We start from the raw sequence: 23,982 nt of genomic DNA, 5'->3' as shown, positions 1-23,982 counted from the left end.
CTACTTCCTCGAGCCGTACTCCGGCCCGCCGAGAACCGCCTCATCCGCCGGCACCGCCGAACCCTGCGGCACCGTGGACTGCCCGGACACGGATGCGATGCCGAGCACCCCCACCACACCGAGCACCACGCCAACGACCGTGCTGGCCAAAACGGGCGCGGTGGCGCGCCGGGCAAGCGACGCCGGCAGGGCAAATACTCGGTGGGACATGTCGGAGAAGCCTACCAGCAGCGGGTACAGTGGCTGTGGTTTGAAACAGGGTTTGAAACAGGCGACAAGGGGAATGGTCTATGCGGGCTCGGACAGGTGCGGCATTGCTCGCACTTGTTTGCCTATCGACGATCAGCTTCGCCGGATGCACGCAACAGCAAGAGGACAACGCTGCTGAGTCGGCGGTTTTGGAGACTGCGGTTGCGGGCCGGGAGGACGTCGACAAGCAAGAAGCCCCCGAGATGGTGCCGCCTACTTCGCCCCCGGCCGCGCCCGCACCCTTGTCGCCCGCGCAGCAGCGCGTGCCGGACGACCTGCGGCAAAAGGTTGCTTCGCTCATGGTGGTCGGCGTGGCCAACTACGATCAGGCGCGGTTTGCGCTTGACCAGGGTGTCGGCGGGCTGATCATCCCCAGCTGGGCTGACCCGGCGCTGCTGACCGAGGTGGGCCGCGACATCAACGCCCTGCGCGCCCAGTACCACCGGCCGTTCAGCGTCGCCATCGACTTCGAGGGCGGCCGCGTGCAGCGGCACACGCAGGTCCTCGGCGAGTTCATGCCGCCGCGCGCGCTCGCCGGGCAGCCGCCCGAGGTGATCCGCGGCACCGGCTACGACATCGGCCGATCCCTGCGCGCCCACGGCATCAACGTGGACTACGCACCGCTGCTGGACCTGGACGTCAACGGCCTGGACATCGTGGGCGACCGCTCCTTCCACGGCAACCCCGACGAGGTCGTGCGCGTCGCCGGGCTGTTCTCGCAGGGGCTTATCGACGCCGGGGTGACCCCGACGTTCAAACACTTCCCCGGCCACGGGCGCGCCTCCGGGGACACGCACCACCACTTGGCCGTTACCCCGCCGCTGGACCAGATGCGCGAGCTGGACCTGCGCCCCTACGGCCCGCTGCTGGAACAGTACCCGCGCGCGAGCGTGATGATGGGCCACATGATCGTCCCCGGCCTTGGCCCGGACGGCGTGCCCAGCTCCATGAACCCGGACACCTACCGGCTGCTGCGCACCGGCGACTACCCGGGCGGGGTGCCCTTCGAAGGCGTGGTGGTCACCGACGACCTGTCCGGCATGCGCGGCATTCTGGACTATGCCCCCACTCGCGACGCCGTGGCCAGGGCGATCGGCTCCGGCGCGGACCAGGCGCTGTGGTCCTCCGGCGCGGACCTGCCCGGCATCATCGACCACATCGTGTGGTGCGTGCACAACGGCTACATCCCTGAAGCCCGCGTGGACGAGGCCGCAACCAGGGCGCAGCAGCAGCTCATTGACGTGGGCTTGTAGGCGGGCTTGTAGCGCTTCCACGGCTATGAGTGATCAAAGATCTGCATTATTGTGGGGCGCGTGACTACGGTAAAGGCGACCTCGCACAGGAAAGGACGCGCAGGCACCGCCAAAAGCGGGCCGGGCGTGATGGGCCGCGGAGCCAAAATCACGCTAGGTGTGCTCTTAGGCATCCTCGCCGTGGCGCTCGCGATCTATCTGGCGGATCTGGCTACCCACCGGGGCAACGTCCCCCGCGGCACCCAGGTGGGCGGCGTGGACATCGGTGCGATGGCGCCGGACGAGGCACGCGAGAAGCTCCAGGCTGAACTTGGCGGCGTCGCCGACAAGGCTGTTCCAGTCAAGGCGGGGGAGAAGGCAACCGAGTTCATCCCGGCGAAGTCCGGCCTGGGCATCGACTTCGACGCCACAGTGGACGCCGCCGGCATCGAGACCGCCAACCCTGTCGAGCGCCTCCGCGGGCTGTTCACCACCCGCGAAGTGGACGTCGTTCCGACCGTCGACGACAAAGCCCTGGGCGGCCAGCTCGACCGCATGACCGACGAGCTGCACGTGGAACCCGTCGACGGCACCATCCGTGTGCAGGGCGGCAAGGCCGAAACCACCGACCCGAAGCTGGGCCAGGACGTGGACCGCGCCACGCTGCGCGACGAGGTGACCACCGGCTGGCTCAACCCGGACGGCGTGGAGGTGGAGCCGTCGCAGACGCAGCCCGCCATCAACGACGACGCCATGAAGGCCGCGCTCGGCGGCCCCGTGCGCGCCGCCCTGGACGGCCCGGTCACGGTCACCGGCAAGGACGGCGTCGCCGCCGCCGTGCCGCAGGACCGCATCGGCGAGATCGTGCAGTTCCCCGCAGTGGAAGGCCGCATCACACCCGAGGTGAACCTGGATGCCACGCGCACCATCCTGGGTGACCAGCTCGCGGAGACCGAGGTGGAGGGCAAAAACGCCCGCGTGCTTGCCGGCGGCGGGATTGAGCCGTCCGTCGACGGCTCCGTGGTGGACTGGGACGCCACCCTGGCCGGCTTTGAAAAGCGCCTGACCGGCGACGAGCCCCGCGCCTGGGACGCGGTGTACAAGGACGTGCCCGCGCAGTTCACCACTGAACAGGCGCAAAACGCGACCTTCAACGACGTGGTCGGCTCGTTCACCACCAGCGGCTACTCGGGCGCGTCCGGCACCAACATTGCGCTGGTAGCCCAGACCGTCAACGGGGCGATCGTGAACCCGGGCGAGACCTTCTCCCTGAACGGCTACACCGGCCCGCGCGGCCCCGCTCAGGGGTACGTGGAGTCCGGCATCATCCTCAACGGGCGAGCGGACACCGCGGTCGGCGGCGGCATCTCCCAGTTCGCCACCACCTTGTACAACGCCTCCTACTTTGCCGGCATGACGGATGTGGCGCACATGCCGCACTCCTACTACATCTCCCGATACCCGGCCGGCCGCGAGGCAACTGTGTACGAGGGCGCGATCGATCTGCAGTTCCGCAACGACAGCCCGTACCCGGTGCGCATCGCCACCAGCGTCGGCGGCGGGGAGGTCACGGTGAGCCTGATGGGCGTCAAGACCGTGACCGTCGAGTCCGTCAACGGCGGCCGGTGGGCGCAGACGCAGCCGCAGCCGGTGAACGTCTCCGGCTCGAACTGTGCGCCGTCTTCGGGCGCGCCTGGTTTCACCACCTCTGACACCCGCATCATCTACGACCTTGCCGGAAACGAGCTCAGCCGGGAGACCCAGACCACGGTGTACGACCCGCAGCCGATCGTGCGCTGCGGTTAGCGGTTCGCGTGCGAACTAATGTTCGATACGGGGTGCTAATTCGCGCAAATGCATCGGGGGACGTGGAACAATTAGCGAAAAGGTAGTTGGGTAAGGAGGCCAAAATGTCAGCACCCTTGATGAGACACCTGACGCCGCAGGAGGCTCGCGGAGAACTACACAGACTTGAACGAAGCGTGGACGGTGGAATCGAGAATTTTGAAGAGCGTGCTCGATTCTTCGATCTCTCGCCACGAGAGCAGGCGGTTTGGGAGCGTATCCGGGAACTTCGGTGGCTTCTCAATGGCTGATTTGGGAGGTCGAAGTCTCGAGAACGCGGTAAAAGAATTCGACCGCGAACTTTCTGCGTCGCTCTCCGCCTTTGCTGGCTCGTGTCCGCCGTTTGAATACAGCTGGCTGGATGCTGGGCGCGGCGTATCGGTCTCGATACGATTCGAGCAGCAGAATGAGCGGCCGGGTATCCTTCCGCTGCTGTCCAAGGGGAAGGCAGTCATCGGAATTAAACCTGAGTACCGCTGTTCGTGGGATACGACTAGACGGTTTCTAGCTGTTGAGAGTTCGAGTTTTGCCGTTCACCCATACGCGCAACCGGGGTTGGACCCGCTGTTTCGTGTTGAATACCTGCGGGGGAGCAGTCGCAAATACCCAACCTCTCATTTCCATGTGCATGCGCATCGAGATGAATTCACGCACTTACTGGGATTTGCGGCCAAGCTTGATACACAAAAATCGGCGCAGGTGAACACGTATTTCAAGCGTGGCACCCTCCTTTCGGATTTTCATTTTCCTACCGGGGGTCCTCGTTTCCGGCCCTGTCTTGAGGACGTCCTTGAAGCATTGAGGGTCGAATTCGACCTCGATGTCGACAATGCCCGCTGGCAACAACAACTCCAGAACGCCCGGGAGAAGTGGCGTCGAATTCAAACCGCGGCGGTTGTGCGCGACTGTCCAGACGAAGCAGTTCGTGTGCTAATTGAGGACTTCGGACTTCCCGTCCCAGAGGGGTGGGATGCCCCGGTTTGCGATGTGGAGAAGATGACTAGGAGCTGACTGTGCAGTACGGATGGCAGGGTGCAGTTGGTGCCCTGCCATGTGCGCGCAGCGCCGATTCTCACGCTGTGTTACCACCCCGGTCGGGGCCGGCCCTGGACTCGTCGCCGAGATCAAATAACGGCGGGTCGGTAGTGGTCTGGTTCGGAGGGTCGTCGAACGCGGGGTATTTCTTCCGCACTCGCCGAATAGTCCTCTGACCAGGCGATTCCTGGTACTGATGTGTTGTGGTCGGCGTCGGTGGCCCGCCATCGGCGGGGTGGTGGGTGACGTCCCAGGTGGAGGGGTCTTTCTCGAAGTGCCCCTTGCCGCCGGCGCCGTCCCTGTTGTCGTTGTTGCACATGTGGTGCTCGCGACACAGGAGGACCAGGTTTTCCAGGTCTGTGAACCCGCCGTGCAGGTACGACTGGATGTGGTGGGCTTCCAGTTGCACGCCTGGCTTGGTGCATCCGGTCCAGGCGCACACCTGCTGCATGGCCAAAAGCACCAGTTTCTGCTCCACGCTGGCCAACCGCGCCCGCCCGAGAGATAGAGGCACCCCGGTGCACGAGTCCAGCTGCAGGGCAAACGAATCGCCCGCCAACCCGAGCCGGACCATGTCCAACGCGGTTAAGGAAACAGAGGTGTTGGTGGCGAACTCGGTGTAGGCGTCCGCCCCCATGAGGTCTTCCAGCGTCAGCGTCATTACCACGGTGCCGATGCCCTTGCGCGCTGCAGCGGAGGAGTTCGCGTGGTCGCCAACAATGTCCATGAGTTGGTCGAACCGCCGCTGCCCGCGGGTGCGCTTGTCCTCGGCGCCGGGCGGCAGGTTTGCCCCGGGTGCCTCGCCGGCGGCCAGCGCGGCCTCGAACGCGGCGCGGCTGGCTTTGTCGAAGTAGATCTGCCCCCAGGAACCGCCGTCGCTGTCTTCCTCGCCGAAGATCATGGTGCGCTTCTTAAACGCGGCGAGTGGATCTTTGTTGCCCTCGTAGTCCTGACCCTTGCGGTTGGCGCGCTTGACCAGTGTGTTCACGTGCTTCCGCAGCTCTTCCGCGGACATCGTCTCCGCCGCCTCGAGCGCCTGCGCGTAGATCTCGTCGCGGCCCGGGTCCGAGTGTTCGTTGAGCTGCATCAGCGCCCGCTCGATGATGCGCTTCTTCTCCGCGTTGGCCTTCGCCGCGGCCTTCCGGGCGCGCTCTTTGGCCTTGCGCGCTTCCTCCTTGCGGCGCTCTTCTTCCTTGGCCTGCTTCTCGCGTTCCTCCTCGTCCATCAGCGGATCCGACGGCGGCGTCGGCACTTCGACCTCGCCGAACATCGTCTTCGCCTGGTTGAGCAGGCTAAAGGCGTCGGCCCGCGGGAGACCGAGCTGCTTGGTCAGGTACTCCACTGGGTGGTTCGCGCCGACCAGCCGGCCCGCCCCATCGCGCTCGCACAGGTGCGCAAACGCGATGTTCGCGTTGGACAGCAACGGCAGCGCCGCGTGCAACCGCTCCATCGCCTGGTGTGTGGACAACAGGTGGAGGGATTCGGGCTGCATCATCAGTGCCTCGAGAGCCTTCAGGCTATCGACGAGCTGGTCCACGTGGTGGTCAATCACCGTGGTCATGGCCGCATCCCTCCCTCCGGAAACGCACTGTCAACGAATGAACAATGCATAAGCTATGACACGCCTCCGACACGACCGCCACAAAACCAAACACACGTTCGAATAACCCCCGACAGCCAGCAACTTTAGCTCGTCGATAAGCAATAGGTGCTCACTCAAAATGTGCAGGCGGCACATGGTCGCCCACCTCGCGCAGCAGCCCCCACGCGGTGAGGTTCGCATAGAGAGGGTCGCGCGGCATGAGCGAGTGGTAGGGCGCGTAGCCGTCGTACCACTGCCCGGAGTCGATGTTCGCCACGTCCGCATCCGGGCCGGCCTCGAGCATCGACGTGGATGTCGGCGTAACCACTGTGTCCGCCGGCGAGTAGATGGAGGTGTACACGATCCCCGGCGCGGTGTCCGGGCCGCTCGCAAACTCGCGCAACCAGGCGGAACCCGCGAGCTGCTGCGCCGCCCCCGGGGCGAGCAGCGCGGTGAAGTGCGGGTGCTTCGAGGCGAACGCGCCCATCTGTCCTGCCATCCCGCGGAAGTCGGTGCCGTGGAAGTTGCCGCCCATCGCCACCACGCGCCGCACCTTCGCCGCGCCTCCGCGCGAGATGAACAGCTTGGTCATCAGCGCGCCTTGCGAGTGCGCCACAATATCCACCTGGTCCGCGCCGGTTTTCCGCAGCACGCGGTCCACGTGCTCTTCCACATCCCCCACGATCGAATTCAAGTCGCCGGCGCCGAAAAAGCCGGGCGCGATCATGTCGCCGTAGTCGTAGCCCCAGACCCAAAACCCCTGCTCTTTCAGCCTTTGTGCGTTCGCTTCAAACGCCGCGGTGCGCGAGTTGATCCCGTGCACGTACATCACCGGCGTGGGGTGTGTGGGCTGAAAATTCCGGTCGTTGAACGGCATCGGCGGGCGGTTTTGCAGCCCGCGCACCGCCCCGTACCCGGCCGCCAGTGTCATCATCGCGCTGCTGAGTTTCATCCTTTTGAGCATATTGCTTATCGACGTCCTCCGGTCCCCACTTGCGGTAGACCAAGCGGTCTGTTATTGTCTGTTCCTGGATCAAGAAGTCCGACGCACCCTGCATAAGGGGAAAGCCTCCCGGCTCGTCGGCTGGCAACCGCGCACATCGCGCACGGTGCCCCCGGGAGAAGATCCGCCGGCACGGGCAACCGCCGCGCCGGAAGTGCGATTCTCAAAGGAGATCAACCATGTCCTCCGACATGAACGACATGCCCAACATGCCCACCGACTGGACCCCTGCCACCCTGGCCCACATGAGCGGAACTACGTTCGCGTTCACGCTCGATGAGACGGGCGAAAGTGTCGTCGCAAAGTTCGACAGCCCGATGGAAGCGGCCCGTTTCGTGGGTAACACTGGCCCGAAGTTCGACTACTCGCCGAAAGCGGGCGCGATCCGCGTCGGGGATGCCGTTGTCCCGCTGCCCAAGCAGCCGGCCGGACGCCGTGAATGCACTTACAAAGAGTGCGACAGGCAGGCCGAAGGCCACAAAAACCACTACATCCCGGTGCTTCGCGCCATGAACCTGAAGCACTCCTGGTTCCCCGTCGAGGCGGCGGAGCAGGACGGCACGAAGCTCACCTTCCGTTTCCGCAGCGCAGTGGGGGAGGAGAACGTCACCGGCTATAACCACGACCCCGAGGAACTTGCGCTGGCGGAGGAGTACAACCCGGATTGGAACATCCTGCGCTTCAAAACGGAGAATGGGAGGTACCGCGCGGTGTTGCTGAGCAAGAAGCCGCTGACGCCGTGCACCACGGAAAGCTAGATCCGAGGAAGCCCCCAAAAAGAAAAGAGAGCCGGCGACGAGAATCGAACTCGCACTCTCAGCTTGGGAAGCTGATGTTCTACCACTAAACTACGCCGGCAGCTCTGCCAACTTTAGCACCACGGATTCGCGGCCCAAAACAGGGAAGTACACTCTGATTCGTGTTGCTTTCAGATCACGACATCCGCGATGCCATTGACTCCGGCCACCTCGGTATCGAGCCGTTCGATGCCGAGCTCATTCAGCCGAGTTCGATCGATGTGCGCATTGACAAGTTCTTCCGTGTTTTCAACAACTCGAAGTACACGCACATCGACCCGAAGCAGGAGATGCCGGATCTGACCACGCTCGTCGAGGTGCCGGACGGCGACGCCTTTGTCCTGCACCCCGGCGAGTTCGTGCTCGCCTCCACCCTGGAGTGCTTCACCTTGCCGACGGACCTGGCCGGCCGCTTGGAGGGCAAGTCCTCCCTTGGCCGCTTGGGCCTGCTCACGCACTCCACCGCGGGCTTCATCGACCCGGGCTTTTCCGGCCACATCACGCTCGAGCTGTCCAACGTGGCCAACCTGCCCATCGTCTTGTGGCCGGGCATGAAGGTCGGCCAGCTCGCGCTGTTCAACATGACCTCGCCCGCGGACACCCCGTACGGCTCCGGCAAGCTCGGCTCGAAGTACCAAGGCCAGCGCGGCCCCACCCCGTCGAAGGCGTACCTGAACTTCCAGTAAATCCGTTCTTCACCCTGCCGACGTCGCCGCTCCACGGCATAATGGCCACTTATGCGGATGACTGTGATTGGCACTGGTTACCTCGGGGCGACGCACGCGGCGTGCATGGCTGAACTCGGCCACGAGGTGCTGGGCGTAGACGTTGATGAAACCAAAATCGAGGCGCTGAAGAACTCCAAGGTGCCCTTTTACGAGCCGGGCTTGCCCGAGGTGCTCGAGCGCAACATCGAAGCAGGTCGCCTTGGCTTTACGACGGACTACGCCGAGGCCGCCGCGTTTGCGAACGTCCACTTCATCGGTGTGGGCACCCCGCAGCAGCGCGGCTCCTACGCGGCCGATACCCGCTACGTTGAGGCCGTCATCGACGATCTGGTACCCCAGCTCGAAGGCGAGCACCTGATCCTGGGCAAGTCCACCGTCCCGGTCGGCACCGCCGCCGCCCTGCAGGAACGCGCCGACGCACTCGCCGCCGCCAACGGCAACAAAGGCCAAGTGGAGATCGCGTGGAACCCGGAGTTCCTCCGCGAAGGCTACGCGGTCAAAGACACTATCGAGCCGGACCGCATCGTGCTAGGCCACCGCGCCGAGAACTCCCGAGCAGAGGAGATCGCCCGCGAGGTCTACGCCACACCACTGGAAAACAACACCCCGTTCATCGTGACGGATTTGCAGACCGCGGAGCTGGTGAAAGTCTCCGCCAACGCGTTTTTGGCCACGAAGATCTCCTTCATCAACGCCGTGTCCGAGGTCTGTGAGAACGTCGGCGCGGATGTCACCCAGCTGGCGGACGCCATCGGCTACGACGACCGCATCGGCCGCAAATTCCTCGGCGCGGGTCTCGGTTTCGGCGGCGGGTGTCTGCCCAAGGACATCCGCGCGTTCATGGCGCGCGCCGGCGAGGTCGGGGCCGACCAAGCTTTGACGTTCTTGCGTGAGGTCGACGCGATCAACATGCGCCGCCGCCAGCGCGTGATTGACCTGGCCCGCGAGGAGCTCGGCAGCGTCATCGGCCGCAACATCACCGTGCTCGGTGCCGCGTTCAAGCCGAACTCCGACGACGTGCGCGACTCGCCGGCGCTCGCTGTGGCCGGCCAGCTTTCGCTCGCCGGCGCAAGCGTGCGCGTCTACGACCCGCAGGGTATGGACAACGCCCGCAAGGTCTTCCCCACCCTCGACTACGCAACCAGCCTCGAGGACGCACTGCGCGGCGCGGAGCTGGTCATCCTCGCCACCGAGTGGCAGGAGTTCAAGGAGATGGATCCGCGGTGGGCGGCGGAGCTCGTCGACAAGCAATTGCTTATCGACGGGCGAAACGTCCTCAACATCCAGCAGTGGCAGCAGGCGGGCTGGCAGCTCCGCGCCCTCGGCCGGAGCCTGTAGTTTCGTAGTACCTAATTCGGGCATACCTGCAGGGTGTGCCCGTCTTAGTATTTCTGGCTGAGTGGGGCATGATAGTCCGCATGTCCAAGGAGAAGTCAGGAAAGTTTGCCAAGGGCGCCCTGGGCGCTGCCGCCGCGGCGCTGGGTGGCGTCGCCATCCACGACCTCACACAAACCAAGTACCCGGTCCTGCGCAACTACCCCGTTTTAGGGCACATGCGCTACCTGCTCACGGACATCGGTCCGGAGCTGCGCCAGTACTTCATTGAACGCGACTGGGACGGCCGCCCCTTCAACCGCGACCAGCGCAACGCCATCTACGAGCGCGCGAAGGGCAAGCAGAGCGAGACGTCGTTCGGCACCGTCCAGGACGTCTACGACACGAACCACGAGCACCTCGTGCACTCCATCGCCCCGGTGGAGGAGCCGGCCGAGCCGCCGCGCGCGCTCGTGGGCGGCAAGGACTGCACCAAGCCGTACTCCATCTCCATGCTGAACGTGTCCTCCATGAGCTTCGGCTCCCTGTCCAAGAACGCGGTGCGCTCCCTGAACAAGGGTGCGGCCATGGGCGGGTTCGCCCACAACACCGGTGAGGGCGGCATCTCCCCGTACCACAAGGAAAACGGCGGCGACCTGATCTGGCAGATGGGCACCGGCTACTTCGGCGCCCGCACCGAGGACGGCGGCTTCGACCCCGCCAAGTTCCGCGACAAGGCCCAGGACGACCAGGTCAAGATGGTGGAGCTGAAGCTCAGCCAGGGCGCCAAGCCGGGCATCGGCGGCGTGCTGCCGGCGGACAAGATCAACAAGGAAGTCTCGGAGATCCGTGGCGTGCCCATGGGCGTGGACTGCATCAGCCCGGCCGGCCACCGCGTGTTCAGCACCCCGGTCGAGCTCATCGAGTTCATCGCGCAGATGCGCGAGCTTTCCGGCGGCAAGCCGGCGGGGTTCAAGATGTGCGTCAGCAGCCGTCGAGAAGTGCTCGCCATCTGCAAGGCAATCCGCGCGGTCGGCACCGCGCCCGACTTCATCGTGGTGGACGGCTCCGAAGGCGGCACGGGTGCCGCGCCCATCGACTTCGAGGACCACATGGGCATGCCGCTGACCCACGGCCTGATGCTCATGCACAACGCGCTGGTGGGCACTGGGCTTCGCGACCAGATCAAGATCGGCGCCTCCGGCAAAGTCGCCGGCGGCTCCGACATCGTCATGCGCATGATCCAGGGCGCGGACTACACCAACTCCGCCCGCGCCATGATGATGGCCACCGGCTGCATCCAGGCGCAGCGCTGCCACACCGGTGAATGCCCGACAGGCGTTGCCACCCAGGACCCGCGTCGCAACCGCGCCATCGTGGTGGAGGACAAGTCCAAGGCGGTCTACAACTTCCACAAGACCACCGTCAGCACCGCCGTGCGCCTCATGGCCTCCATGGGCGTCTCCGATCCGTCGGAGCTTCGCCCCGACATGCTGCGCCGCAGCGTCTCGCCGACGGAGTCGCGCTCCTACGCCTCCATCTACGAGTGGCTGCGCCCGGGGCAATTGCTTGACGACGCCCCGTCGGTCTGGGCCCCCGACTGGAAAGCTGCCTCCCCGGACACCTTCCGCCCCGTGGCGTAGCTGCCGGTGGTGGGCCTGGGGTGGGCTGGCTGGCCAGCTCCCAGGCCCCAGCTCCAACCAAGCTCAACCGGCCCCACCCAGCCCCAAAACGCGGATCTGCTAGTTCGCTCAGGAGACAACCACCGACGAACTAGCAGATCAGCGTCATGTCTGGTCACTTATTGGACGCAAAGTGCTTGACACGCACACTGGTTCACCGTAGTTTCTGAACAGACCGCGTCCCCGAGGGAAGGAGTAGGCAGTGCTCACGTTCCGTGTTTCCGCATAACACGAACCAGAAAGACAGATGAGCATGCCTATTTCCCTGAACAACATTTCTCTCGAGTGGCCCAATGGAACCACGTGCTTTGAAGGCCTGAACGCCGTATTTGATAGTCGGCTTACCGGGTTAATCGGCGACAACGGATCCGGTAAATCCTCCCTGATCAAGATCATCCTCGGTCAGCTCGAACCGACGAGTGGATCGGTGGAACGCCCCACGAATATCGCGTACTTGCCGCAGGACCTCACGCTGCGGGCGGATGACACCGTGGCTGATGTTTTTGGAGCCACTGAAATCCTCAACGCAATTGCATCGGTGGAGGCCGGGGAGTTCGATCCCCAGCTGTTCGAAACCATCGGTGACCGGTGGGATATCGCCGCAGAGATCACCGCCACACTGTCCGCGCATGGACTCGACCTGCCTTTGGATAGAACCCTGAATACGCTTTCCGGCGGTGAAACAGTCCGGGTAGCGTTGGCCGCGTTGTTTTCCGGCGCCCCCGACTTCGTTGTCTTGGATGAGCCAACAAACAACCTCGACCACCACGCGAAAGAGCAGCTCATACGGGTGCTGGAGGCGGCGTCGGTACCTGTGCTCGTCGCAAGTCATGACCGCGACTTGCTGCAGAGCGCCACCGAAATTGCTGAGCTGCACGACGGCCGGCTGCGAATGTTCTCCGGCAACTTTTCCGCATACAAGGAGACGCTCGCGCAGGAGCAGGAATCAGCGATACGCGGGGTGAGGGACGCAAAAGCGAACCACCGCAAGCAGGTCAAGGAGCGGGAAGCGATGCAGACACGCATCGATCGGGATGCGCGCCGTGGAAAGAAGTTCGCCGCCTCGAAGCGCAAGCCCGGCATGGCGATGGGATTGGACAAGGACAGGTCTGAAAAGACTGCGGCGAGACGGGGGTCGGCCCACGCAGGAGCGGTGGAGGGCGCGCTCGCCGCCTACAACAAAGCCCAGGAAAAAGTCCGCGATGATCAAGCTGTCTTTATCGATTTGCCCGGCACCGAGCTGCCCAATGGTACCCGGGTCTTGGACATTCCCGGACTGACAGTCGTAGGTCCCGAGCGGGTGCGCATTACCGGTCCTAACGGAAGTGGCAAGACTACGCTGCTCAACTCCATCGCGAGTGGGCAGGCAGGCTACGTCATCGACGACGTGGGTTACCTTCGCCAGCGCATTACGCTCAACCCAGAGCTGACGGTGCTGGAGCTGGTGACGCAAACCAACCTCGAGGCAGAGCCGCAGTATATCCGCGACCAACTTGCGCAGCTGCTGTTTCAGAACGACACCGTGCACGCCCCCGTTGGCACGCTGTCTGGCGGGGAGCGATTCCGCGTTGAGCTCGCCCGTATCCTGCTTTCTCACCCAGCCCCGAAGCTATTGCTTCTCGACGAGCCCACCAACAATATCGACATTTCCACAGTGGACTGGCTCGTCTCCGCACTGGACAGCTACGCCGGTGCGATCGTCCTGGTCAGCCATGACGAGGATTTCTGTGCGCGAATAGGTCTCACCCGCGAAGTCACCATTGAGACCTTGCAGTAGGACGAATCCCTAGTGCTGGTGGTAGTCCGCCAGGAAGTTGCCCAGGCGCTCGATGGCGTTTTCCAACTGCGACGCCCACGGCAGGGTGACCACGCGGAAGTGGTCCGGGGTGGGGTAGTTGAAGCCGGTGCCCTGGACCATCAGGATCTTTTCGGATTTGAGCAGGTCCAGCATGAACTTCTCGTCGTCGTGGATGTTGTACATCTCCGCGTCGATCTTGGGGAAGCAGTACAGCGCACCCTTCGGCTCCACCACGGACACACCGGGGATCTCGCGGAGCTTCCGCACTGCGACGTTGCGCTGCTTGTGCAGGCGCCCACCCTCGGCAGTGAGCTCGTAGATGGACTGCCGTCCGCCCAGTGCCACCTGGATGGCGTGCTGTCCGGGCACGTTCGCGCACAACCGGGTGCCCGACAGCAAATCAAGGCCTTCGATGAAGCCCTTGGCGCGGCGGCGCGGCCCCGTGATCACCATCCAGCCGGCGCGGTAGCCGCACACCCGGTAGGCCTTGGACAGGCCGTTGAAGGTGATGCACAGCAGGTCGGGGGCGATCTCTGCCATGGAGATGTGCGAAGCTCCGTCGTAAAGCACGCGGTCGTAAATCTCGTCGGCGAGCACCATGAGCTCGTGCTCGCGGGCGATGTTGGCGATGCCTTCGAGCACCTCCCGCGAGTACACGGCGCCGGTGGGGTTGTTGGGGTTGATCACCACGATCGCTTTGGTGCGGTCGGTGATCTTGGAGCGGATGTCCTCGAGCGAGGGGTTCCAGTCGTCCTCCTCGTCGCACATGTAGTGCACGACCTTGCCGCCGGCGAGCGTGGACGCGGCGGTCCACAGCGGGTAGTCGGGGGCGGGGATGAGGATCTCGTCGCCGTCGTTGAGCAGCGCCTGAGTGGTCATGCTGATCAGCTCGGACACGCCGTTGCCCAGGTAGACGTCGTCGATGTCGAAGGGCGGGAAACCGTCGATCATCTCGTAGCGCGTGACCACCGCGCGCCGCGCCGAAGTGATGCCCTTGGAGGTGGTGTAGCCCTGGGAGGTGGGCAGGTTGGCAATCATGTCGCGCATGATCACGTCCGGCGCCTCAAAGCCGAAGACGGCCGGGTTGCCGGTGTTGAGCTTCAAAATGGTGTGGCCGTCGCGCTCCATCTTCTCCGCGGTGGCGGTCACCGGCCCGCGGATGTCGTAGAAGACGTTCTTCAGTTTGTCCGCTTGGTCGAAATGGCGGTGCTTTTGCAGTGGCTCACTCATGCCACACCACTGTAGGCCTCTTTAGTTCTTGCGGAAGCGGTTTATCGTGTTTTGCGCGACATCGAGCGCATCCGAGGTCAGCTGGTTGAACTGATCCTTGCGCTGCACCCGCATCATGGCCTGCTGGTGCGCCTTGGCGGATTCGATCTCCAGCTGGCGGCGCTTGATCTCCTGGCGGCGCTGCTGCTCCAGCTGCCGCAGGCTGGGGGTGTACCAGGAGTCGGGGCCGACCTTCATCACGTACAGCAGGATGAACAGGGTGGGGATGATCAGCAGGAAAACCGGGTGCAAAGCGGTCAGCCCGAGCGCGCCGACCGTGCCCAGCCAGAAGACACCTGCGCGCATGCGCTTGCCGGAGCGGCGCGCCTGCATGATCTCGCGGCCGCTGTAAAACACATCGCCCGAGTGCACTTCTTGCCTCTCGACGGCACCTCCGGCCGGCTGCGGCGGCAGATCCCCCAAAATCGGATCGAGGTCGGAGTGGACCTGTGCCTCGGCGACTTGCCGGCAGCGGTCGTCGAACTCGCCCATGTTGAGCCGGCCCTCGCCGAGTGCGCGGCCGAGGGTGTCCATGGCGTCCATGCGCTCCTGGTCGCCGATTCTGAAGTTGCCGTATGGGGTGCTCACGCCGGACATACTAACGCCCCGGACGGCTGTCATGCACGTCCGGGGCGCGGGGAGGGGATTGGGGTTAGTCCTGCGGGCGCGGCTGCTTGCCGTCGTTCCAGCGGGAGTCGTCCTCGTGGGTTTCGGCTTCTTCCACGGTGTGCACGCCCTCGCCGAGGGGCTTGGTGTCCATGTCCTGGTTCGGGTTGTCCGCACCGGCTGAAGCAGCCTTGTTAGCTGCGCCGTCTGCCGGAGTGTCGATGCTGGTGTACAGACCTTCGTTTTCTGCAGTCATGCGTCCGATGCTACCCGCGTTTAGTCCCCGCTGAACTGGGATTGGTGCAGGCGCCAGTACGCACCTTGCTTTGCGACGAGCTCCGCATGCGAACCTTGCTCCACAATCCTGCCGTCTTCCATCACCACGATCACGTCCGCGTCCCGGATGGTGGACAGACGGTGCGCGATGACAAAGGAGGTGCGGTTGGACCGCAGCGCGTTCATGGCCTGCTGCACCATGACCTCGGTGCGGGTGTCCACAGACGAGGTCGCCTCGTCCAGGATCAGCAGCGCGGGCTGCGACAGGAACGCGCGCGCGATGGTGATCAGCTGGCGCTCGCCCGCGGAGACGGACCCGCCGTCCTGGTCGACTTCCGTGTCGTAGCCGTCCGGAAGCGAGCGCACGAAGCGGTCCACGTAGGTGGCCTTCGCCGCCTCAATGACCTCCTCGTCGGTGGCATCGAGCCGGCCGTAGCGGATGTTGTCCATGATCGTGCCCTTGAACAGCACAGCGTCCTGGAGCACCATGCCGATCTGGTTGCGCAGGTCCTCGCGGGAATAGTCCCGGATGTCCACCCCGTCGAGGGTGATCGCGCCCGAATCGACGTCGTAGAAGCGCATGATCAGGTTCACCAGCGTGGTCTTGCCGGCGCCGGTGGGGCCGATAATCGCGGCGGTCTGGCCGGGCTTCACCCGCAGGTTCAGGTCCTGGATCAAAGGCTCGTCGGTGTAGGAGAAGGAGACATCGCGGAACTCCACCAGGCCCTCGGCGCGGCCGTTGATGCGGGCTTGGGAGCTGTCTTCGGGTTCCTCTTCAGCGTCGAGAAGCTCGAAGACGCGCTCCGCGGACGCGACGCCGGACTGCAGCATCTGCATCATGCCGGCGATCTCGCCGAGCGGCTGGTTGAACTGGCGGGAGTACTGGATAAACGCGGTGGCGTCGCCGAGCGTGAGCTTGCCGGAGGCGACCTTCACGCCGCCGAGCACCGCGATGGCCACGTACGACAGGTACGAGATGAACTGCATGGTCGGGTGCATGGAGTTGGCCAAAAACTGCGCCTTCTGCGCTGCGCCCGCGAGCTCGTTGTTGCGCTCGTCAAAGGTGCGGCGCAGCTCGTCGGTGCGCCCGAAAATGACCGCCACGTCGTGGCCGGAAAAGGATTCCTCAACATGCCCGTTGACGTCGCCGGTGGCCTTCCACTGGGTGGTGAACTGCTTTTGGCTGCGCGTGCCCACCAGGCCCATGACTAAGCCTGTCAGCGGGATGGCCAGCAGCGCGACCAGCGCTAGCTGCCAGGAGATGGCGAACATCATCACCAGGATGCTCACCACAGTCAGGATTGCGTTGAACAGCGAGGACAGGGACTGCTGCAACGCTTGCTGCACGTTGTCCACGTCGTTGGTGGTGCGCGACATGACATCGCCGCGCTGGCGTGTGTCAAAGTAGCGCAGCGGCAGGTGGTTGATCTTCGCCTCCACCCGCTCGCGCAGGTTGAACACCGCGCGCATGGTCAGCTTGTTTAAAATCGCGCCCTGCGCCCACATCAGCAACGACGCCGCCGCGTACAGCGCCACCACCAGCACGATGAGCTGGCCGAGGCGGTCGAAGTCGATGCCGGAGCCGGGGGTGAGCTCCATCGCGGAGGCCATGTCCGCGAACCGGTCCTGGCCCGCGGCGCGCAGGCCCTCGATCGCCTGTTCCTTGGTGGTGCCCGGCGGCATGTGCTTGGACATCACGCCGGAGAAAATCACGTCCATGGCCCGGCCCATCACGCGCGGGGCGTACACGGCCAGCACCACGGACGCGGCGTTCATGACAAACACCGCCGTCAGCGCCATTTTGTACGGCGCGAGCAGCCCCAGCAGGCGTTTTGCGGACGGCCAGAACTGCTTGGCCTTACGCGGCGCCTTGTTGGAGTACTCGTCGCCTGCCATCTTCTCTTCGTATTCGGCGAGCTGGTCGTCGGTCAGCTCGGACCCGTGCTGGTTGCTCATGCGTCCACCTCCGCCTGGCTCGCCGCGATCTCCCGGTACGTCTCGCTGGTTTGCAGCAGCTCGTCGTGCGTGCCACGCGCGACGATGCGCCCGGCCTCCATCACCAAAATTTGGTCCGCGTGCTTGATCGAGGACACTTTCTGCGCCACCACAATCACCGTGCGGTCCTGCACGATCTCGCGCATCGCCGCATTCAGGTTCGCTTCGGTGGTCGCGTCCAGCGCGCTGAACGAGTCGTCGAAGACGTACACCTTCGGATCCGCCACGAACATCCGCGCGATGCACAGCCGCTGGCGCTGCCCGCCGGAGACGTTGGTGCCGCCCTGGGCAATCGGCATGTCCAGATCCTCCACGAACCCGGCTTGCGCGACGCGCAGCGCCGCCCACAGCTCATCATCCGTGGCATCCGGGTTGCCGATTCGCAGGTTCGACGCCACCGTGCCGGAAAACAGCCACGGTTTCTGCGGCACCATCGCGACGGCCCCCACCAGGTCTTGGCGCGGGATGTGGGTGACCGGATGGCCGTCGATAAGCACGCGCCCCGAAGTCGGCGAGTACAGCCTGGGCAAAAGCCCAGCGAGCGTGGTCTTGCCGCTGCCCGTCGAGCCGATGATCGCCGTCGTGGTCCCCGGCGCCGCCTCAAACGAGATGTGCTCCAGCACCGGCTTCTCCGCGCCCGGGTAGGTGTAGGAGACATCCTCGAAGCGCACGGAGCCCTTGCCTATCGACGCCCCTCCGGTCACCGGCGCCTTCACCTCATGCCCGAGCACCTCTTCGATGCGGTCGGCGCAGACGATGGCGCGCGGCAGCATCATCAGCATGAACACACCCATCATCACCGCCATGAGAATCTGCATCAGGTATTGCATAAACGCGGTGAGCGAGCCGACCTCCACCAGGCCCTCGTCCACGCGGTGGCCGCCGAACCACAGCACTGCGGCCGTGGCCAGGTTCAAAATCAGCATGATCACCGGGAACATGGTCACGAACACCCGGCCGATGTTCAGGCTCAGCCTGGTGATGTCGTGGTTCGCCTCCGTGAAACGCTCGGCCTCGTGGTCCTCACGGCCGAACGCGCGCACCACGCGGATACCCGCGATCTGCTCGCGCAACAGGCCGTTGATCGCGTCCAGCTTCTTCTGCATGCGCTTGAACAGCGGCATCAGAACCGCGGCGGTGATCCCCACCACGACCGCGAGAATGAGCACCGCGGTGACCACCAGCCACGACATGCCCGCGTCCTGGCGCAGCGCCATGATGATGCCGCCGATAGCCATGATGGGTGCCGCGACCATGAAGTTCATGAACAGCAGGAACGTCATCTGCACCTGCTGGACATCGTTCGTGCCGCGCGTGACCAGTGTGGCGGCGCCGAAATGCGCCATCTCCTCGCTGTCGAAATCGGATACCCGGTCGTACACGGCGGCCCTGATGTCCCGGCCGGTGTTCATGGCCACCTGGGAGGCGAACCACACCGCCGCGATCGCTGCCGCGATCTGCACCAGTGCCACCACCAACATCGTGCGGCCGGTGTGCCAGATGTACGGCACGTCCGCTTGGGCGACGCCGTTGTTGATGATGTCCGCGTTCAGGTCCGGCAAGTACAGCGTGGCCAGCGTGGTGACCAGCTGCAGCACGATGACCAGTGCGATCTTGCCGCTGTACCGCCTGCCAAAGCGTGCGGTGAGGCGGATGAGATCCATGAGTGCCCCTCTCTTTTTGTCCGGGGCAATCGTAGACCGGTGGGGGAGAAACGACGGGCCGAAGGGAGCGCAGGCGCAGTGCGATCTCCGGCTGCGTCTGCTCCGGACAGCCTAGCCAGGGTAGTGCTCGGGCAGGCCGTCTTTGCCGTACGACAGACGACGGTGCAGCCATTCGAACGGCCCCGGCTTGCCGGCCCACTCGAGCGCCCACGCACCAGCCACCGTAACCAGCCAGACAACCAGCGCCCAACCGAGCTTGCCGGCGATCGTCGCATCGCGAGTCACCCACCAGAACGCGGGCTGGGTTGTCAGGATGAAGAGGATCGTTTGCGCAAGGTAGCCGCTCATGGAACGTTTCCCCAGCGCCACTAGCGGTTGGGCTAGGTGCGGGAGGGAGCCGGAGGCGTTGATACGCGATTGCAACGGCCGGCACGCGAGGGAGATTGCGGCGAGAATGCCGGGGCCGGTGAGCATGCCGACGAGCTCGTTGGTGGCATTGAGCCCTGTAGCCCACCTGGGTTCGAGCGCGCCGATTTCCGCACAGCCCCATGGGATGCCGACGGCCGCGATAACTGCGGCTGCAAGAATCGCCCACCCGCGGAGCATCCGGGAGTTGCCGTCGACGTCGCCGAAGATACCGCGGCGGCCCCAGACGAACCCGACCACGACAAGCGGGAAGAAGGCGAGCATCTCGATCACGCCCATTGCCGGGTACACCCAGAAGTTGGTCAGGCCCGCGGCTATGCGGTCGCTGAGGTCGACGATGCGCGCGGGGCTGCCGTCTATTGGTTCCGCTGTCGACGAAAACGCGGCGAATACGCCAGGTGCCCGAAGCACCGCGTTCAGGGCGAACGCAGCACCTGCGAGGGCGTAGAGGGCCTTGTCGCTCCACCCGATGAACAAGCACAGGATGAGTGCCGCGATGCCGTAGGCCGTCATGATGTCGTTGGTGAAAAACAGCGTCTTATGCACCAGACCGAACAGAAACAGGAACCCGTAGCGGCGCGCGAGCACCCCGCGCCGGGCGCGCAGCGGGTAGCCGCGCCGTTCGAGGCTGACAAAGATCATGCCCATGCCAACACCGAGGAGGGTGGCAAACATGGGTAGGCCGCGCACATGCACGAAGAGCGTCTCTAGGAAGACGAGCAGCTTCTCCCACGCGGTGCCGTCGCCGTTGTAGCCGCCGAGGCCCGCCGCGTGGTCGACACCCTCCGCCGGGTCCCAGTCGGTGACTATGTTGGCCATCGCGATGCCGACTAAAGCGAAACCGCGGGCGAGGTCGGGGGCCACGAACCGCCGACGGGCGGCGGTGCGCTCACCGGCATGTCTTGTGCTCTCTTTTAGGGTCATTTCACGGCCCTCCGCTGCACGGCAGCGTACGCGGCGGCGGCAAGGACCGCGACCCAGACCGCAAGAGTGACCACGCCGGCCGTGCCGTTCCCGGCCGCGCCGCCCGGCAGGAGCTTTTCCAGGGCCGCGGCCCACGGCTGGTTGATCGCGCCGAGGGCAGTCTCCACAATGAGCGACTCTACGACCCAGACGAAGAAGGACGCGGTGCCCGAACCGAGCAGTACGGCTGTCAGGGCCGCGAGTAGTGGGTACACGATCCACAGCTCGGCCTGGCTGCGCACCATATCTGCGCTGTCGGCGCCTCCCAAAGCGACGCTGTCGACAAACACGTGCGCGCCGCCGAGCCCGATCGCCGACGCGGCAAACGCCGTCAGTATGCAGGCGAGAGCTGCGATTCCGACGCGACATGCGAGCTCCCAACCGCGGTGGTTCGACGCGAGGTAGGCGTAGCCGATCGTGCCGCGCGAGTGCGCGCTGCCAGCGGGGAAAGCGCCCGCGGCGAACGCCACAGGGAGCATCAAAGCGGCCGGGATGAGCAGCATTGCAGGGTCTGCGGTGCTTGTACCGTTGGAGCCGACGAGCATCGCGACGGCCATGGGCCCGAGAATGAGGGCGGCCGCGACAAACGCGAGCAGGATGCGCGTCGCGGGGCGGGAAAAGATCTCCCGCAGCGTTGCTTTCAGTGTGTGCATGGAAAATCCTCCTACGTCCTATTTCGTCGACTCCAGGAACACTTCTTCGAGGCTGCGGCGGGATTCCTGGAGGGAGTACACCGTCACGCCGGCGCGCTGGGCGGCCTCGCCGACGTCTCGGGCGGTGGCGTCATCGACGACAACGGAGTCGCCGATGACCTGGCCGCCGACGGCCTCAGCCAGCCGCGCCGGGTCGCTGCAGGTCGCCTCAACCCGGTTGGAGCCCAGGAAGTCCTCGAGCGGGCCCTCACCGGCGAGGCGGCCGCGGTTGATCACCACAAGGCGGTCCGCAGTGAGCTGCATCTCGCTCATCAGGTGCGAAGAGACGACTACCGCACGACCCTCGGCGGCCATCTCGCGGATGCGCCCCCGCATCCAGGCCACGCCCTGCGGGTCGAGGCCGTTGACCGGCTCGTCCAGGATGACGTTGGATGGGTCCGCGATCAGCGCGCTGGCCACGCCGAGGCGCTGTCGCATGCCGAGGGAGTAGTTTTTCACTTGCCGTTTTGCTGCTTCCGCGAGCCCGAACGCCTCAAGCGCCTCGTCGGCGCGGGATTCCGGCACGCCGGCGTAATCGGCGACCATCTTCAGGTGGCCGCGCCCAGTCATGTGCGGGGCGATCCATTCCGGGTTGAGCAGTGCCCCGACGGCGCGTGCGGGCTGGTCGAGGGATCGGAAAGTGGAGCCGTCGATAAGCGCCTCGCCCTCGTCTGGGGTTTCTAGCCCGACGATCATGCGCATGGTCGTGGACTTGCCGGAGCCGTTCGGGCCCAAGAAGCCTGTGACGTCGCCGTCCGGCGCGGTGAACGACAGCGCGTTGACGGCGGTGGAGCTTGAATACCGTTTGGTCAGGTTGTGAACTTCGATCATGGTTCCCACAATCGCGCGTGGCGCAGGCGAAATCGTCCGCCCGCGGGTGTAAATCGGCGCGTACACCCTGGGGTGTAGGCGGCTAGTGGCCCAGCAACTCGCCGGTGCCCACCAAGCCCGCGCGGAACGCGAAGAGGACGGCGTGGACGCGGTCGCGGGACTCGGTCTTGAACAGAATGCGGTGCACGTGTGTCTTCACCGTCGCGGGGGAGAGCGTCTCGGCCTCGGCAATCTCCTCGTTTGAGTAGCCCAGCGCCACCAAGCGCAGGACCTCCACCTCGCGCGGGGTAAGGCGCTCGAGCATTGCCTCGTTGCGTGCCGCCTCCTGATGCTCCGGGGCTTGCGCGGCGCCGATGACGTGGCGTGTCACCTTCGGCGCGAGTACCGCGTCGCCGCCGTGGACGGTGCGCAGCGCGTCGAGCAGCTCGTCAGGGTCGGCGTCTTTGAGCAGGAACCCGGAGGCCCCGGCATCAAGCGCGCCGAGGACGAGGTCGCGCTCGTCAAAGGTGGTCAGCATGATCACGCGGGTGTTCGGGTGCTCGGCGAGCAACGCGCGGCAAGCCTCGATGCCGTCCGTGCCGGGCATCTGGATGTCCATGAGCACGATGTCCGCCGCCGGCTGCCCGGCCACCCCCGCGCCGTCGCCCGCCTGCCAGATCACGTCCATGTCGTCCTGGGAGGTGACGAGCAGGGAGAAGCCGGCGCGCACGAGCGGCTGGTCATCCACAAGCGCTACGTTGATCATCGGGGTACCTCCGCGGTCAGGACGAACTCGCCGCCGTCATCGGTCACGCTCACGCTCACGCGCCCGCCGTGCGCCGCGACTCGCTCGCGGATGCCCACGAGCCCGAAACCGTCGGGGCCGTGCTTGCTTTTCGGCGCAGCGTTGACCGCCTCCACACGCACCGACTTCGCGTCGGCGGAAAAGGTGAGCGCACCTTCCGGTGCGGGCGCGTGGCGCAGCATATTAGTGATGGCCTCCTGGCAGACACGGTAGATGGTGAAGAGCGTGAGCGGCGGCATATCCTCGGGGAGCTCGTCGAAGCCCGCGACGGTTAAGTCGAGGCCACGGGCGCGGGCGTCGTTGAACAGCGCGGTGAAGTCGCGTCGGCCCGGGGCAGCGCCGGTGGGTGCCGTGGCATCGTCGTCGCGTAACACGCTGAGCAGTCCGCGCATCTGCGACAGTGCGGTGCGGGATTCGGCGCTGATAGTTTCAAGGGCATCCCTGGCCACTTCTGGGTTGTGTTTGGATGCGTATCGCGCACCGTCCGCCAGGGTGGTGATCCCGGCGAGAGTGTGGGCGACGATGTCGTGCATCTCCCGTGCGATCTGGGTGCGCTCGCGGACGTGAGCGAATTCGATCTGCTGCTCCAACTCGGAGATCTTTTCCCGCCGGTTGCGAAGCTGAGCGCCGAGAAGGAAAAAGAAGCCGAGGAAGACCCATGACAGTGCCACCGCGCGGGCCGCGACGGCGGCGGCACGCCCCGCCGACTGACTGCCCGGCCAGTCCGGTGTGAACATGCTGTGGGTGAAAAGTGCGACGGTGGGTATCGCGAGGAGCCAGACGGTCAGCCAGGTGCGGTTGCGCCGGGGCACCCGGGAGGTCGTGACGACCGCGCCGAAGGCGAGCGCTGGCTCCCAGTAGAGGGGGATGCTCAGGGCATTGAGGCACAGCGCAACGCTGGCGCACGCGGCGATCCCGGCGACGGCTGCGGCGGGGCGGACGCCGTACGCCGCGCAGCAGGCACCGCACACGGCGATGAGGGCGGCGCCGACGGTGGTACCGGCCGCACCGTAGGGGGACTGGACTGTGACCCAGTCGAAAGCGAAGAACAAGGTCAGGATCGCGATGACTACGAGCACGGTCGCCCGCTGCCAGGTTATGTTCATGCGTTCGCCCCGTTCTCGGCGAAGAAGCGCTGCATCGTGGCCAGCCATTGCATGCGAACCAGGATAGGTCCTCCCGGGTGACCCAGCGGCGGTCAGACACCCGCT

General features: G+C 65.1%; 21 protein-coding genes, 1 tRNA gene and 1 riboswitch. Of the genes, 8 read left to right on the top strand and 14 right to left on the bottom strand.

The window, feature by feature from the left end; genetic code table 11:
* Positions 1-210 carry a DUF2613 family protein gene (locus ACX1NL_RS10710; protein ID WP_239306170.1) on the bottom strand — a complete coding sequence of 70 codons (210 nt, stop codon included), beginning with the start codon at positions 208-210 and terminating at the stop codon, positions 1-3.
* A gap of 104 nt (positions 211-314) precedes the next feature.
* Here ACX1NL_RS10710 and ACX1NL_RS10705 point away from each other — a divergent pair, with 104 nt between their 5' ends.
* The 3 genes from ACX1NL_RS10705 (at position 315) to ACX1NL_RS10695 (ending at position 4,337) form a co-directional block, all read left to right on the top strand.
* A complete protein-coding gene (locus ACX1NL_RS10705) occupies positions 315-1,502 on the top strand; it encodes a glycoside hydrolase family 3 N-terminal domain-containing protein (protein WP_458898146.1) in 1,188 nt (395 codons plus the stop codon).
* Between the two features lie 129 nt (positions 1,503-1,631).
* Positions 1,632-3,287, top strand: coding sequence for a VanW family protein (locus ACX1NL_RS10700; RefSeq protein WP_458898932.1), 1,656 nt, complete (start codon positions 1,632-1,634; stop codon positions 3,285-3,287).
* A gap of 282 nt (positions 3,288-3,569) precedes the next feature.
* The gene (locus ACX1NL_RS10695) at positions 3,570-4,337 is read left to right on the top strand and encodes a hypothetical protein (protein ID WP_458898145.1); all 768 of its coding nucleotides are present in this window, start codon (positions 3,570-3,572) and stop codon (positions 4,335-4,337) included.
* A gap of 61 nt (positions 4,338-4,398) precedes the next feature.
* Here ACX1NL_RS10695 and ACX1NL_RS10690 read toward each other — a convergent pair whose 3' ends face one another.
* Both ACX1NL_RS10690 and ACX1NL_RS10685 read right to left on the bottom strand, forming a co-directional pair.
* Positions 4,399-5,922 carry an HNH endonuclease signature motif containing protein gene (locus tag ACX1NL_RS10690; protein ID WP_458898144.1) on the bottom strand — a complete coding sequence of 508 codons (1,524 nt, stop codon included), beginning with the start codon at positions 5,920-5,922 and terminating at the stop codon, positions 4,399-4,401.
* A gap of 151 nt (positions 5,923-6,073) precedes the next feature.
* Positions 6,074-6,895, bottom strand: coding sequence for an esterase/lipase family protein (locus tag ACX1NL_RS10685; protein WP_458898143.1), 822 nt, complete (start codon positions 6,893-6,895; stop codon positions 6,074-6,076).
* Between the two features lie 79 nt (positions 6,896-6,974).
* Positions 6,975-7,109: riboswitch (SAM riboswitch) on the top strand.
* 16 nt (positions 7,110-7,125) lie between these two features.
* On the opposite strand from ACX1NL_RS10685, the gene ACX1NL_RS10680 reads away from it, so the two are divergent.
* Positions 7,126-7,704: a hypothetical protein gene (locus ACX1NL_RS10680; RefSeq protein ID WP_458898142.1), complete on the top strand. Its 579-nt coding sequence runs from the start codon at positions 7,126-7,128 to the stop codon at positions 7,702-7,704.
* A 29-nt stretch (positions 7,705-7,733) separates the two neighbouring features.
* Here ACX1NL_RS10680 and ACX1NL_RS10675 read toward each other — a convergent pair.
* Positions 7,734-7,804, bottom strand: a tRNA-Gly gene (locus ACX1NL_RS10675).
* A gap of 61 nt (positions 7,805-7,865) precedes the next feature.
* Between ACX1NL_RS10675 and dcd the strand changes: the two genes are divergently transcribed.
* The 4 genes from dcd (at position 7,866) to ACX1NL_RS10655 (ending at position 13,244) form a co-directional block, all read left to right on the top strand.
* Positions 7,866-8,429, top strand: a complete 564-nt coding sequence (gene dcd / locus ACX1NL_RS10670) for a dCTP deaminase (protein WP_293831829.1) — start codon at positions 7,866-7,868, stop codon at positions 8,427-8,429.
* 51 nt (positions 8,430-8,480) lie between these two features.
* A complete protein-coding gene (locus tag ACX1NL_RS10665) occupies positions 8,481-9,809 on the top strand; it encodes a UDP-glucose dehydrogenase family protein (protein ID WP_239306176.1) in 1,329 nt (442 codons plus the stop codon).
* A gap of 80 nt (positions 9,810-9,889) precedes the next feature.
* Positions 9,890-11,428, top strand: coding sequence for an FMN-binding glutamate synthase family protein (locus ACX1NL_RS10660; protein WP_458898141.1), 1,539 nt, complete (start codon positions 9,890-9,892; stop codon positions 11,426-11,428).
* A gap of 292 nt (positions 11,429-11,720) precedes the next feature.
* Positions 11,721-13,244, top strand: coding sequence for an ABC-F family ATP-binding cassette domain-containing protein (locus ACX1NL_RS10655; RefSeq protein ID WP_458898140.1), 1,524 nt, complete (start codon positions 11,721-11,723; stop codon positions 13,242-13,244).
* Positions 13,245-13,253: 9 nt separating this feature from the next.
* On the opposite strand, the gene ACX1NL_RS10650 is transcribed toward ACX1NL_RS10655, so the two are convergent.
* The 10 genes from ACX1NL_RS10650 to ACX1NL_RS10605 form a co-directional block, all read right to left on the bottom strand.
* A complete protein-coding gene (locus tag ACX1NL_RS10650) occupies positions 13,254-14,495 on the bottom strand; it encodes a pyridoxal phosphate-dependent aminotransferase (protein ID WP_448230874.1) in 1,242 nt (413 codons plus the stop codon).
* A 21-nt stretch (positions 14,496-14,516) separates the two neighbouring features.
* Entirely contained in the window at positions 14,517-15,131 is a 615-nt protein-coding gene (locus ACX1NL_RS10645) for a DUF1707 SHOCT-like domain-containing protein (RefSeq protein ID WP_202032101.1), read from the bottom strand.
* Positions 15,132-15,186: 55 nt separating this feature from the next.
* Positions 15,187-15,396: a hypothetical protein gene (locus ACX1NL_RS10640; RefSeq protein WP_181889189.1), complete on the bottom strand. Its 210-nt coding sequence runs from the start codon at positions 15,394-15,396 to the stop codon at positions 15,187-15,189.
* 20 nt (positions 15,397-15,416) lie between these two features.
* Positions 15,417-17,372, bottom strand: a complete 1,956-nt coding sequence (locus ACX1NL_RS10635) for an ABC transporter ATP-binding protein (RefSeq protein WP_458898139.1) — start codon at positions 17,370-17,372, stop codon at positions 15,417-15,419.
* Positions 17,369-19,075, bottom strand: a complete 1,707-nt coding sequence (locus tag ACX1NL_RS10630) for an ABC transporter ATP-binding protein (RefSeq protein ID WP_458898138.1) — start codon at positions 19,073-19,075, stop codon at positions 17,369-17,371. The genes ACX1NL_RS10635 and ACX1NL_RS10630 overlap by 4 nt, the downstream gene beginning before the upstream one ends.
* A gap of 111 nt (positions 19,076-19,186) precedes the next feature.
* The gene (locus ACX1NL_RS10625) at positions 19,187-20,425 is read right to left on the bottom strand and encodes a DUF418 domain-containing protein (RefSeq protein ID WP_458898137.1); all 1,239 of its coding nucleotides are present in this window, start codon (positions 20,423-20,425) and stop codon (positions 19,187-19,189) included.
* Complete coding sequence (locus tag ACX1NL_RS10620; protein WP_458898136.1) at positions 20,422-21,117, bottom strand: hypothetical protein; 696 nt, start codon at positions 21,115-21,117, stop codon at positions 20,422-20,424. Before ACX1NL_RS10620 ends, ACX1NL_RS10625 begins: the two co-directional genes overlap by 4 nt.
* An 18-nt stretch (positions 21,118-21,135) precedes the next feature.
* Positions 21,136-21,987 (bottom strand): ATP-binding cassette domain-containing protein, encoded by an 852-nt coding sequence (locus ACX1NL_RS10615; RefSeq protein WP_181889184.1) that lies wholly within the window; start codon positions 21,985-21,987, stop codon positions 21,136-21,138.
* Between the two features lie 82 nt (positions 21,988-22,069).
* Positions 22,070-22,732, bottom strand: coding sequence for a response regulator transcription factor (locus ACX1NL_RS10610; RefSeq protein ID WP_458898135.1), 663 nt, complete (start codon positions 22,730-22,732; stop codon positions 22,070-22,072).
* Entirely contained in the window at positions 22,729-23,877 is a 1,149-nt protein-coding gene (locus tag ACX1NL_RS10605; RefSeq protein WP_458898134.1) for a sensor histidine kinase, read from the bottom strand. Before ACX1NL_RS10605 ends, ACX1NL_RS10610 begins: the two co-directional genes overlap by 4 nt.
* Between the last annotated feature and the right edge of the window lie 105 nt (positions 23,878-23,982).

The sequence above is a fragment of the Corynebacterium sp. CQ3829_602738 genome (assembly GCF_054478435.1).
The sequence above is the reverse complement of the archived record's forward strand: the minus strand, read 5'-3'. Positions and strand labels throughout refer to the sequence as shown.

Excerpts from the sequence above, each read along its gene's own strand:
- ACX1NL_RS10615 (WP_181889184.1), bottom strand. The coding sequence starts at position 21,987 with ATGATCGAAGTTCACAACCTGACCAAACGGTATTCAAGCTCCACCGCC.
- ACX1NL_RS10665 (WP_239306176.1), top strand. The coding sequence starts at position 8,481 with ATGCGGATGACTGTGATTGGCACTGGTTACCTCGGGGCGACGCACGCG.
- ACX1NL_RS10695 (WP_458898145.1), top strand. The coding sequence starts at position 3,570 with ATGGCTGATTTGGGAGGTCGAAGTCTCGAGAACGCGGTAAAAGAATTC.
- ACX1NL_RS10650 (WP_448230874.1), bottom strand. The coding sequence starts at position 14,495 with ATGAGTGAGCCACTGCAAAAGCACCGCCATTTCGACCAAGCGGACAAA.
- ACX1NL_RS10655 (WP_458898140.1), top strand. The coding sequence starts at position 11,721 with ATGCCTATTTCCCTGAACAACATTTCTCTCGAGTGGCCCAATGGAACC.
- ACX1NL_RS10620 (WP_458898136.1), bottom strand. The coding sequence starts at position 21,117 with ATGCACACACTGAAAGCAACGCTGCGGGAGATCTTTTCCCGCCCCGCG.
- ACX1NL_RS10690 (WP_458898144.1), bottom strand. The coding sequence starts at position 5,922 with ATGACCACGGTGATTGACCACCACGTGGACCAGCTCGTCGATAGCCTG.
- ACX1NL_RS10700 (WP_458898932.1), top strand. The coding sequence starts at position 1,632 with ATGGGCCGCGGAGCCAAAATCACGCTAGGTGTGCTCTTAGGCATCCTC.
- ACX1NL_RS10630 (WP_458898138.1), bottom strand. The coding sequence starts at position 19,075 with ATGGATCTCATCCGCCTCACCGCACGCTTTGGCAGGCGGTACAGCGGC.
- ACX1NL_RS10625 (WP_458898137.1), bottom strand. The coding sequence starts at position 20,425 with ATGACCCTAAAAGAGAGCACAAGACATGCCGGTGAGCGCACCGCCGCC.
- ACX1NL_RS10640 (WP_181889189.1), bottom strand. The coding sequence starts at position 15,396 with ATGACTGCAGAAAACGAAGGTCTGTACACCAGCATCGACACTCCGGCA.
- ACX1NL_RS10610 (WP_458898135.1), bottom strand. The coding sequence starts at position 22,732 with ATGATCAACGTAGCGCTTGTGGATGACCAGCCGCTCGTGCGCGCCGGC.
- ACX1NL_RS10685 (WP_458898143.1), bottom strand. The coding sequence starts at position 6,895 with ATGAAACTCAGCAGCGCGATGATGACACTGGCGGCCGGGTACGGGGCG.
- ACX1NL_RS10635 (WP_458898139.1), bottom strand. The coding sequence starts at position 17,372 with ATGAGCAACCAGCACGGGTCCGAGCTGACCGACGACCAGCTCGCCGAA.
- ACX1NL_RS10645 (WP_202032101.1), bottom strand. The coding sequence starts at position 15,131 with ATGTCCGGCGTGAGCACCCCATACGGCAACTTCAGAATCGGCGACCAG.
- ACX1NL_RS10680 (WP_458898142.1), top strand. The coding sequence starts at position 7,126 with ATGTCCTCCGACATGAACGACATGCCCAACATGCCCACCGACTGGACC.
- ACX1NL_RS10605 (WP_458898134.1), bottom strand. The coding sequence starts at position 23,877 with ATGAACATAACCTGGCAGCGGGCGACCGTGCTCGTAGTCATCGCGATC.
- ACX1NL_RS10710 (WP_239306170.1), bottom strand. The coding sequence starts at position 210 with ATGTCCCACCGAGTATTTGCCCTGCCGGCGTCGCTTGCCCGGCGCGCC.
- ACX1NL_RS10660 (WP_458898141.1), top strand. The coding sequence starts at position 9,890 with ATGTCCAAGGAGAAGTCAGGAAAGTTTGCCAAGGGCGCCCTGGGCGCT.